At 63.3% G+C, this 11689-nt stretch carries 5 protein-coding genes and 1 pseudogene; 2 read left to right on the top strand and 4 right to left on the bottom strand.

Going from position 1 to position 11689, the window contains the following annotated elements; all coding sequences use genetic code 11:
• Positions 1-70: 70 nt before the first annotated feature.
• A complete protein-coding gene (locus tag I5L79_RS23555; protein WP_196957470.1) occupies positions 71-784 on the bottom strand; it encodes a hypothetical protein in 714 nt (237 codons plus the stop codon).
• A 162-nt stretch (positions 785-946) separates the two neighbouring features.
• On the opposite strand from I5L79_RS23555, the pseudogene I5L79_RS23860 reads away from it, so the two are divergent.
• A pseudogene (locus I5L79_RS23860) lies at positions 947-2005 on the top strand (glycine rich domain-containing protein); the annotation flags it as partial.
• Positions 2006-3821: 1816 nt separating this feature from the next.
• Here the strand turns inward: I5L79_RS23860 and I5L79_RS23110 are convergent.
• From I5L79_RS23110 to I5L79_RS23100, 3 genes are all read right to left on the bottom strand, one after another.
• Complete coding sequence (locus tag I5L79_RS23110) at positions 3822-7034, bottom strand: efflux RND transporter permease subunit (protein ID WP_196957468.1); 3213 nt, start codon at positions 7032-7034, stop codon at positions 3822-3824.
• Positions 7035-7153: 119 nt separating this feature from the next.
• The gene (locus I5L79_RS23105) at positions 7154-8293 is read right to left on the bottom strand and encodes an efflux RND transporter periplasmic adaptor subunit (RefSeq protein ID WP_196957467.1); all 1140 of its coding nucleotides are present in this window, start codon (positions 8291-8293) and stop codon (positions 7154-7156) included.
• Between the two features lie 56 nt (positions 8294-8349).
• Positions 8350-9720: a TolC family protein gene (locus I5L79_RS23100; RefSeq protein ID WP_231403278.1), complete on the bottom strand. Its 1371-nt coding sequence runs from the start codon at positions 9718-9720 to the stop codon at positions 8350-8352.
• Between the two features lie 628 nt (positions 9721-10348).
• On the opposite strand from I5L79_RS23100, the gene I5L79_RS23095 reads away from it, so the two are divergent.
• The coding region (locus I5L79_RS23095; RefSeq protein ID WP_196957465.1) for a glycoside hydrolase family 64 protein at positions 10349-11689 on the top strand (1341 nt) is incomplete at its 3' end.

The following is an 11689-nucleotide window of genomic DNA, read 5'->3' as shown; positions in this document are numbered from 1 at the left end:
GATGCGCGCCCATTGCGCGTCCGTCAGCATAAAGTCCATCCTCCAAAATAATACCTACTGTTAACACTTCCTAGCTGATGGGCGGTGGGGGCGGCGTGCCAGCCTTGCGGGCCGCGACGCGGGCGCTGCTGCGGTTCGGCAGCTTGTCGTAGTCGAAGTACGAGGGGGCCTTGGCGGGCTCCAGGCGGTGCACGTAGAGGGCGGCGCAGTGCACATTCCACAGCGCGTCGGCCAGGGCCACGGCATCGGGGCCGAGGGCACTGATGGTGTCCCTGATGGTTTTGGCGCCCTGGTTTTTCTGGGCGGTGGCGGCGGTGTAGGCCGCGAGCAGGGCGCGCGTCTGCTGGCCGGCCGCCTTCAGGGCCGCATCGGTGTGGGTTTCCAGCTGCTCCACGTAGGCTGTATAGCGGGTGAGGCGCTTGCTCTTGGGCGCCTGCGTCAGGCCACTGAGCTTGTCGGGGTAGAACAGGGCCCGCTCGGTGGGGAGGTCGTAGAAGCGCGGGGCCAGCAGCTTTTTGTCGGTGGCCTGCACCTGGGCTTTAAGGGCCGCAAAGGCCTGGTCCTCGGTTTGGGTGCCGCTCTGGCGCTGGCCGCTGCCGCTGGTGCGCCCGCTCAGGCCCTGGCGGAAGGCGGTGAGGGCGGAGAGCAGGGCGGGGCGCTCATCGCGCAGGAGCTTGGCCACGGCGGGCTTGAGGGCCTCGGCGGTGTAGTCGGCAAAGGCGGCGAAAGCGTCGCGCGAGGCCTGCAGGCGCCGGAAGTGGTTGTCGTACCGTTCTTCGTACATGACGACGGAGTAAGATAAAGGATGAGAGAAAGGACCGGCGGCCGGGGCGGGCACTAGCGGTGTGTAAGGGTGCCCCGGCCAGGCAGATAGGGCGCGGATAATGGGCAGGAAGATGCGCAGTTGCGGGCAAAACTACCACCCCTCCCCGCGCCCCGGTATGGCATGTTTATGCCATACCGGGGCGCGGGGAGGGGTGGTAGTTTTGCCCCGTGGGCAAACGCCTTATTACCTGCCCAACGTTGTATGACTTGTCGCCACGTTCTTTCCCGCCTCTCCTTAATTGTATGGCCCTTGCTGCTGACGGTTCCGGCCGCACTGGCCCAGACGGGCGGCGCCGTGGGTATTGGTACCACGACGCCCGATCCGTCGGCTGTGCTCGACGTGAGCAGCAGTAGCAAAGGCCTGTTGCCACCGCGCCTGACTACCGCCCAGCGCGATGGCATTGCCAGCCCGGCGCTGGGCCTCACCATCTACAATATCACTACGAGCGCGCTCAACACCTGGGACGGGCTGCGCTGGGTGGCAGCCCTCGTCGATGTAGGGTCCTTCCCCACTACTAGTACTACCTTCAGGCTCACTGGCGCCCCCCAAACCTACACCGTGCCGGCCGGCGTGTACCACCTGCAGGCCGATTTAGCTGGGGGCGCGGGTGGAGCAGTGGTAACAGACCAGAGCATCGGCCAGGGCCTGGGCGGCCGGGTGCAAGCCGTGCTGAGCGTGACGCCGGGCCAAGTGCTGACCATCTATGTGGGAGGCGCCGGCGGTTTTTACGCTGGTGGCTATAACGGGGGCGGCAGCAACATTACCCCCGACTTCGGGGGCGGCGGCGCCTCCGATATTCGGGTAAACGGCACGACTCTGTCGGACCGGGTGTTGGTGGCCGGCGGTGGCGGCGGGCGTACTTACAAGGCCAACGGCGGCGCGGGCGGCGGCCTCACGGGTGGCACCGGGCAGGCTGCCTCGGACAACTATGGCGCTGGCACCGGGGGCACGGGTGGCAGCCAGAGTGGGCCCGGGGCCGCGGGCGCGGGGACATACCAAAACGGCCCGAACGCCGAGCCCGGCACCGATAACCTCGGAGGCACGGCCGGCGTCTTCGGCGGGGGCGGGGGCGGGGGCTACTACGGGGGCGGGGGCGGCGGCTACTACTCCGGGGGCGGGGGCGGCTCCAGCTACGCCGGCGCGGGCACCAGCAACGTGGTGCACACCTCCGGCTACCACCTAGGCGACGGGTACGTGAAGCTGACGCCGATTCCCGTAGCCGGCGGGTTCAGCGCGCCGGTGCTCGATGCTTCGAACTTCGTAAACGGCCTCTGGACTAAAACTGGCCAGACCATTCACCTGACGCAAGCGAGCAACAACGTAGGCATCGGCACCAGCAGCCCCACCGAGAAGCTGGAGGTGGTCGGCAACGCCGCCGTGAGCGGTAGCACCACGGTGGGCGGCAATGCCCTTGTGAGCGGCTACTTGGGCATCGGTACCAACCTGCCGCCTGCCCAACGGCTTACGGTAGATGGCAATGCCGCCGTCTCTGGCAGTGTGGGCATCGGCAACGGGATTCCGCAGAATAGCCTCGACGTGCAGTCCGGCGGGCGCACCGACAGCCACCCCTCGGGCCGGGCGCTGTACGTTACCGGTAACTTCGGCGATGCGTCCGACGGAGCCGAGTTCCGCCTCCCCAACGGCCGAATGGGCATCGGCATCGGGGCCAACTCCCTGTACGCGGCCGGTTCTGATGCCAACCAACACTTGAACCTGATGCCCAAAGGCACCGGCAACGTGGGCATTGGCATTACCAGTCCGGAGTTGAAACTGGATGTGATAGGGGCAATAGGCTTGCGCACCGAATCCCCTTGGGACCACCTCTACCTCAGCCACGACGGAACCAAAGCCGTGCTACGGGCCGGCGGGGCCGAAAATGGACTAAGCCTGCAGGTTGGCAACAGCGTCGATGGCAGCTATGGCTACTTCAATCAGTACTACCAGGAAGCTCTGCGCCTGCTGCCCGATGGCCGCGTGGGCGTGGGCACTAGCTCCCCTGTGTCCAGGCTGGCTAACACCAGTGCCGATATAGCGGCCAGCAACGGCTACGGCGGGGGCGCTGGCTCCCTGAGCTGGATGGTAGAGCAGGCCGGTTACGCTGCCCTGTTCTACAACAAAGGAGGAGCCGACAACAGCGAAGGGGTGGCCGTGAAGGTGGCGGCTGCCGCCGCTACTGCCCTCGACGTAAGCCGGCAGGCTAGCGCCCTGACTGCTGGCACGCCCCTGCTGCGGGTGCTCGGCAACGGCCGGGTGGGCATCGGCGTCAGCAGCCCGTACTCCCAACTGGCCAACACCACTTCCAACATCGTAGGCAGCGACGGGCAGGGCGGCAACCCTGGCTCCCTGGCCTGGAGTGCCAACCAGCAAGGTTACGCGGCCATGTTCTACAACGCGGGCACCACCGGCGTCAGCAACGGGCTGGCCGTGAAGGTGGCCACTACCGCGGCGGCAGCCCTCGACGTGAGTCAGCAGGCCAGCCCCACGGCTACCGGCGCCAGCTTGCTGCGCGTGCAGGGCAACGGCCGCGTGGGCATCGGCACCAATACCCCCGATGCGCAACTGGATGTGAATGGCTACTTGCGCGTGGCTGGTGCCAACGATACGCCCCCCGTAGGTACGGTGCCCAGCGTGGCATTTCTGCGGCTCACCGCCACCCTGGCCACCGCCGCCAACACCCAGACGCTGCTCCCCCACGGCCTGACGAGCGACGCCAAAATCCTGAGCCTGCAGGTGCTGGTCGACTGCGGCAACGGCAACACCACGCCCCCCGGCTTCACCGACAACGCCGGGGAGCTGTACTACGCCTATCTCAACTCGGGGCGGGTGGTGCTGCGTACGGGCGCCGGCGCCAGCAGCAACGTGGTACAGGGCAAAACTGCCCGAATTCTCATCACCTACGAGCAGTAACTGGCCGCCCTGGTTTTCTGCAAATGCAAACGGCCGGCCCCCATACAGGAGTCCGGCCGTTTGCCTGGGCAGCCGTATTCAACGGGGGCTACGCCGGCTGCGGGGCGGGGTGGTTGCCTTCGGCTGCGGGGCCGCCGTGCTCTTCATCGGGCTGGTAGTTGGCTTCCAGCTCGGCCAGCTTTTCTTTGCCGTAGGCGAAGCGGGTGATAATCACGTAAAGCACCGGCACGATGAAGATGGCCAGCACCGTGGCCGAGAGCATACCGCCCAGCACCGTCCAGCCAATGGTCTGGCGGCTCTGGGCCCCGGCGCCGGCGGCAAACACCAGCGGCAGCACGCCCAGGATAAAGGCCAGGGACGTCATCACGATGGGGCGCAGGCGCAGGCGCACGGCTTCCAGCGTGGCTTCCACCAGCGGCATGCCCTTGTCTACCCGTTCCTTGGCAAACTCGATGATGAGGATGGCATTCTTGGCTGACAAGCCGATAAGCGTAATCATACCAATCTGGGCATACACGTTGTTGGTGAGCTTGGGCAGGAAGAACAAGGCCAGAATGGCCCCGAACATACCCACCGGCACGGCCAGCAGCACCGAAAATGGCACCGACCAGCTTTCGTAGAGCGCGGCCAGAAACAGGAACACAAACACCAGGGACAGCCCGAAGATGTATACCGTTTGGCCCCCGGCCAGCAGCTCCTCCCGCGTCAAACCCGAGAATTCGTAGCCGTAGCCCTGGGGCAGGGTTTGGGCCGCCGTTTCCTGCAGGGCCTTGATGGCGTCGCCGGAAGAGTAGCCGGGGGCGGCGGCGCCGTTGATTTCGGCCGAGCGGAACAGGTTGAAGTGGGAGATAAGCGGGGCACTTTCGGCGCGCTTGTAGGAGGTGAGCGTGCTCAGGGGCACCATGCCGCCCGAGGCGTTGCGCACGTAGTACTGGCCCAGGTTGCTGATGTCGCCGCGGTACATACTATCGGCCTGGGTGACGACGCGGAAGTTGCGGCCGTACACCGTAAAGTCGTTCACGTAGGCCGAGCCCAGGTAGGTGCGCAGGGCCGTGCCGATGTCGGCAATGCTTACGCCCAGCTTCTTGGCTTTCTCCCGGTCGATGGTGAGCTGGTAGCCGGGCGTATTGGCCGTGAAGAAGGAAAAGGGCGCAGCAATTTCGGGGCGCTTGCGCAGAGCCCCCAGGAAGTTCTGCAGCGTGGCATCGAAGTTCTTGATGTCGCCGCCGGCCTCGCGCTCCTGCAAGACAAAGGAGAAGCCCCCGCTCTGGCCCAGGCCCGGAATGGCCGGGGGCGAAATCACCACGATGTTGGCCTCGCGCAGGCGGCTCAGGCGCTGCTGCACGGTGGCCATCAGGCTTTGCAGCTGCAGTTCCTTGTCTTTGCGGTCGTCCCAGGGCTCCAGCTGGCAAAACACCGTGCCGCTGTTCGACTTGGAGGAGAAGTTCACCACGTTCAGGCCGCCCAAGCCGGCGTAGTGGGCAATGCCTTTGATCTGGCCCAGCTCCTTCATCACCTCGTGCAGGGTAGCCACGGTGCGCTCGGTGGAGGAGGCTTCAGGCAGAGTGAAGGTAACAAACAGACGGCCCTCATCCTCCGTCGGGATAAAGCCGGTGGGCTTGGTCTTGAACAAGAGGCCCGTAGCCGCCACGATGCACACCAGAATCACCACCACCAGGCGGGAGTGCTTGATACCGCGCTGCACGCCGTTGCCGTACTTGCTTGTGACCCGGTCAAACCAGGCGTTGAACTTAAAGAACAGCCGGTCCAGCCCGCGCGAGTTCTCGTCGCGCTTGTGGGGCTTGAGCAGCAGCACGCACAAAGCCGGCGTGAGCGTAAGCGCCACAAAGGCCGAAATCACCACCGAAATGGCAATGGTGATGGCAAACTGCTGGTATAGGCGCCCCGTGATGCCGGGAATAAACCCTACCGGCACGAACACCGCCGCCAGAATCAGGGCAATAGCAATAACCGGGGCCGATATTTCGCGCATGGCGGCCAGCGTGGCATCCAATGGGCTCATGCCCCGCTCGTTCATGTTGTGCTCCACGGCCTCCACCACCACAATGGCATCATCCACCACAATGCCAATAGCCAGCACGAAGCCGAACATGGTGAGCGTGTTGATGGTGAACCCGAGCGGAATAAAGAAGATGAACGTGCCGATGATGGACACCGGAATGGCCAGCACCGGGATGAGCGTGGAGCGCCAGCTTTGCAGGAAGAGGAACACCACGATAATCACCAGCACCAAGGCCTCTACCAGCGTGTGCAGTACCTCGTTGATGGACACCTTCACCACCGTGGCCGACTCAAACGGCACCACGTAGTCCAAGTCCACGGGGAACTGCTTTTTGAGCTGCTCCATAGTAGCCAGCACGTTCTCGTAGGTGTCTAGGGCGTTGGCGCCGGGGGCCTGATACACCAGCAGGTAGGCGGCGCGCTTGCCATCCACGTAGGAGTTGTTGGCGTAGTTGAACTTGCCCAGCTCCAGCCGGGCCACGTCCTTCAGGTACACCATCGAGCCGTCGTCGGGCCGGGTCTTGATGACGATGTTGCCGAACTCTTCGGTGTTGGTCAGGCGGCCCTTCACAAACACGATGTACTCAAACGTCTGCCCGGTTTGGGCGGGCGGGGCGCCAATGGAGCCGGCCGCAATCTGGGCGTTCTGCTCCTGGATGGCCGCCGTTACTTCCTGGGCCGTTACGCCCAGCTGGCTGAGCTTGTCGGGGTTCAGCCACACGCGCATCGAGAAGTCGTCGGCCCGGCTCACGATGTCGCCCACGCCCTTGGTGCGCAGCAGGGCATCCTTCACAAATACGTTGGCGTAGTTGTCGAGGAAGGTGGTGTTGTGGCTGCCTTTGGGCGCGTACATGGCCACCAGCATCAGGATGCTCGGGTTACGCTTGCGCACAATCAAACCCAGGCGCTGCACTTCCTGGGGCAGAGTCGGCTGGGCAATGCTCACGCGGTTCTGCACGTCGAGGGCGGCAATGTTGATGTTGGTGCCCACCTCGAAATTCACCGTCATGCTCATCTGCCCGTTGCTGGTGCTGTTGCTTTGCAGGTACGTCATGCCGGGCACGCCGTTCACCTGCACCTCCACGGGCGTAGCCACAGTCTGCTCCACCGTCTGGGCGTCGGCACCGGTGTAGGTGCCCGTCACCGACACCGTGGGCGGGGTGATTTCCGGGTACTGGCCCACGGGCAAATTCAGGATGGCCAGCACCCCCACCAGCACAATCACCAGGGAGATGACGATGGCCGTGACGGGGCGCCGGATAAAGGTTTCTGCAATCATCTAGGCTAATATTAGGGTCGCGGCTAAGGCCGGTTTTGGCTTAGCGGCCACTAGTTTGGTTTATTCAGCGCGTCAGCTGATCCGTGCGTACCGCAGTAGGGTTGAGGCGGCAGCCCGGGCTACTTGGTGGCGGTAGGCGCGGCCGGTGCCGGTCCGGCCTGAATGAGGCCGCCGTCGCGCAAGCGGTTGAGGCCCTCGGTCACTACCTGGTCGCCTTCCTTTACGCCTTCTATAATCACGATCTGGTCGCGCAGGCGCGGGCCAAGCTGCACTTTGCGCTGGCGGGCCTTGCTGCTGTCGCCGGCCACAAACACGAAGTTCTCACCCATCTGCTCCACCACGGCCCGGAAGGGTACCACCACCCGGCGCCCCGACTGACGATTGAGCACCCGCAGCACGGCACTCATGCCGTCCTTGAGCTGGCGCCCCGTGTTGCTGAACTGCACGCGCACCTGCACCGTGCCGGTTTGCTGGTTCACGCCCCGGTCGATGGCCAGGATGCGGCCCGGCTGGTTGTACGAGGTGCCATTGGGCAGCTCCAGGCGGAAGGTGGAGTCCTGAGAGCCGCCGGCCGCGCGCTGCAGCGCCACAAAGCGGGCCAAGTCACCTTCCGTCACTACAAAGTCCACGGCCATGGGGTCTTCGCCGCTGATGGTGTTGAGCAGCGTAGAGCCCGGGCTCACCTGGGAGCCCAGCCGCACCTGCGAAATACCGATGCGCCCGGCAAAGGGCGCCTTAATCAGGGAGTAGTCGAGGTCGGTGCGGGCGGCCTGCACGCCGGCCTGGGCCACGGCCACCTGGCTTTGGGCCGTGGCATAGGCCGTGGCGGCGTTGTCTACAATCTGGCGGGCAATAGCGTCCTGCTCGGCCAGGCGCTGGTAGCGGTCCAGGTTCACCTTAGCGTTCTGCACGGTGGCCTGGGTGCTGCGCAGGTTGGCTAGGGCCTGCTGGTAGCTGGCCTGGTACTTGCGCCGGTCAATTTCGTAAAGGGTCTGACCTTTCCTTACTTCTTCCCCTTCCTTAAAGAAGATGCCCGTAATGAAGCCCGCCACCTGGCTGCGCAGCTCCACGTTGTTGATGGCCGCTACGGTAGCCGGGTAGTCATCGTAGTACACCGCATCTGTGGTGCGGGCGGCCACCAGCGTGACGGGCGTAGGCGGCGGGGCGGCATTTTTCTGCTGGTCGGTGGCTTTGTCGCCGCACGCACCCAGGCCCAGTAGGCCCACGGTGTACGACAAGGCGAGAATCGTTTTTTTCATATCAGGAAAGCGGGCGTCGAAAGAAGGGTAGGAGGGAAGCATAGCGGGCTTCCGGGCTAGTACTCCGTGGGCAAGGCACCCAAGGCCCGCTGCACGTCTACCTTGCTGGCCAGCACCTGAAACAGGGCGCTGTAATAGTTGAGCTGGGAGGTGCGCAGCGTGGTTTGGGCCACCAGCAGATCAAGGTAAGTTTTGATGCCTTCGCGGTACTGCAGGTTCACCACCTGGTACACCTGCCGCGAGAGTTCGAGGTTGCGCTGGCCCATGAGGTAGTCGTTGTAGTAGCCTTTGTAAGAGGCCAGGGCCCGGGCATACTCCGTATTGATCTGGTTGCGGGTATTAAGGATGTCCTCGTCGAGGCGCTGGTTGAGCAGGCGGGCGCGGCGCAGGTTCTGGGTGCGCCGGAAGCCGGTAAAGATGGGCAGCGTGGCCTGCAGACCAGCGTAAGAGTTGGGAAACCGTTGCCCGTACAGCTCGCCGAAGCTGTTGTTCTGAAACACCGAGTTGTAGTTGCCAAAGGCCGAAAACGACGGCAGAAAGCCCAGACGGTAGTAGTCCACGTTCAGGTTCTGCAGGGCTTTGCGGGTCTGGAGCTGCTGAATTTCGATGCGGTTGGCCGGGTCCAGGGCAGCGGTAGTATCGAACACGGCCTCCTGCTCCAGGCGTAGCGTGTCGTGCTGCAGGGCCAGGGGCTGAGCCTGCGGCAGGTTCATGAGCTGCCGCAGATAGGCCTTTTTGGCGTTGATGCTTTCCTGTGCCTGCTTACGCCCGGCCAGGGAGTTGTTAAGCGAAATTTCGGCCTGCAGGTAATCGGTTTTATCGACCAGGCCCACGTCGTAGCGGGCCCGGGCATCGCGCAGGTTGCGCTGCAAGCGGATAATGTCTTCCTGAAACACCTGCAGCTGCCGCTCCGAGAGCAGAATATCGTAGAACGCCTTGCTCACGTCGGCCACCACATCTATGCGGGTGCCCACGGTGTTTTGCTGGGCGCCCTGCCGCGTGAAGCGTGCCCCCCGCGACGCCAGGCTTACCTCATTATTATAAAGAACCTGCGTGCCGGAAAGGCCCACAGTAGAGGTATTGCGCAGTCCCACCTGCCGGGGCGTGTTGATACCATCAATGGGAATAACAGTGTAAGGCAGCCCGAAGTAGTGCTGGACCGAAGCCGTGAGGCCTACCTGAGGGAGCCACGCAGCCCGCGCAATGCGGATGTCGGCATCGGCGGCTTCTTCATCTAGGCGGGCCTGACGCAGCAGGGGCTGGTTGCTTATGGCGTACTGCAGGCACTGAGCCAGGGTAAGCGGGCCGGACGGAGGTGGTGGGGGCGTGGTCTGGGCCAGGCTTCGGGCCGGAGACGCCAGGCACGCCAGCAGGATCAGCACGCCGCTCATCAGGCGCGCAGCAGGATAAATAGGGCACATGGCCATGCAAACCGGGTAGGTATCTGAAAAGTTATCGACTCCCAAAAAAAGCCCGGACCGCGACTAGGCGTCCGGCCGCCGGGCAGGCTATGGTCAACGGCTGCACCCAAGGGTTGCAGGGAGGCCTCGAACCAGAGCACGTAACGGCTTCAGGTACGGTGCCGCGCCAGCCTGCCATACTCCCGCCCGGTACAATGAGTTGCGTTCGGACAGGCTGGCAAGTCCAGCCTGCGGATTTGGCAATAAAATTATGACTGCAATCAAAAAATCTGATTGTTTTTTAAACGATACCCACTTTACACGCAAAGTTGGCAGCATACCGGCCTGGCTACCGTGCTACCGGCCCTACCTTTCTTAAACGTGCGCTGTAAGCGCACTGAAGGTCTGCACAAGCCAAGATGGGCTTAAATAACCCCTTTTATTTCTTCTAAAAAGCCAACTATCTTTCAAACGCACCTCTTCCCGGGTGCTGCCTTTACCTGCCCACCTCACTACCTATTGAATGCTCTGCTTTTCCCTTACCTATCGGGCTTGACCCGGTCGGGGGCGCAGAGGCCTCCGTCCTGAAGTTGCGGGTCTCACCCTGTGGGGCCGAACTGATATTGCCTCCTTTTCACCAAACTCCCACACAACCATGCTTACACGTTTCCGCATTTCACTGCTGGGCATTGCCGCTCTCTTATGCCTGCTGCTGTTGCCCGGGCGCAGCCAGGCCCAGGGCAGCATCCCGTTCACCATCGCCAATAATTCGCCCTTCCCCGATACTGACCTGTATGTGGCCATTGTGGGCAAAGACGCGAATGGCAACCACCTCTGGATAAACGCCGCCAACGGGCAGGTGCTGCCCATGTCGGCTTCCTACAACACCGTGACCGGCCCTACCTATAACGGCAACACCGGCCCGGGGCAGAACTCCAAGTATGCCGCCTGCTTCACCAAGCTGAGCAATATTCCCAACAAGACGTTCACGCTGCCTTACATTGCCGGCTGCCGGGTGTTTATCTCGCAGGGCCAGCAGCTGTACCTGTACTTCTTCGGCCCCTCGGGGGCGCCTTCGGGTTACGCCGCCCCGGACTTCCAGAATCCCAACGACCCGAACAAGGGCATTCGCTACGAGTTCATTGAGCTGACCAACAACCAGTACGGCTTCTTCGGTAACCACACCCGCGTGGACTCCTACCACTACCCCATGGGCTTGGAGCTGTGGGGCAATGGCTACTATAAGCGCGCCGGCGAGCTGAAAAGCCACGCCGACATCTTGGCCGCTTACCAGAGTTTCGCGCCTACCGAGTTTCAAGGCCTGCGCAACGCCACGGCCGGCACTATCACCTGCCCCGGCAAATCGGCGCCGTTTCAAGCAGGAGGGGCCTACGCCAACTACTTCGGCTCGTATATCGACGCCATCTGGAACAAGTATGTCAACGAGGACCTAATTTTCTATGCCGGCGACGCGGGCGTGTTCAAGGGGCGCATCAGCAACGGCCGCCTCACGGTGGTGGGGCAGTCGGGTGGCTTTGCGGGCCGCACGGGTATTATCTCGCGCAAGCCTACCACGCAGGAAGTGCTGGAAGGCAAAGGGGTGCTCGACCAGCGCGTAGGCGACGGGGACCTGGATCTGGTGATACAGTCGCAGCTGTGCGCGGCCATCAACCGCCACGTGGTAAACACCACTACGCCTAACCCCGGCCAGCAAAACTGGTACAATGCCAGCCAGTACTATCTCACCGCTCCGGCTAACTACTACGCCAAGTTCTGGCACCAGGGCGGCATCAGCGTCGACAACCTGAACTACGGCTTTGCCTACGACGACGTGAACGACCAGTCCTCCAGCCTGCACTCGCCCCAGCCAACCAAGGTAGTAGCTACTTTCGGCGGCTTTGCCGGTACGACGCCACCGCCTCCCAGCGGGGTAGCGACGCTGTACAAGGACTGCAACTACACGGGCACGGCGGTGGGCCTGGGCGCGGGCGACTAC

This window comes from Hymenobacter guriensis (genome assembly GCF_015773195.1).
Classification (GTDB): domain Bacteria; phylum Bacteroidota; class Bacteroidia; order Cytophagales; family Hymenobacteraceae; genus Hymenobacter; species Hymenobacter guriensis.
Note: the sequence above shows the minus strand (reverse complement) of the source record. Positions and strands in the feature narration are given on the sequence as shown.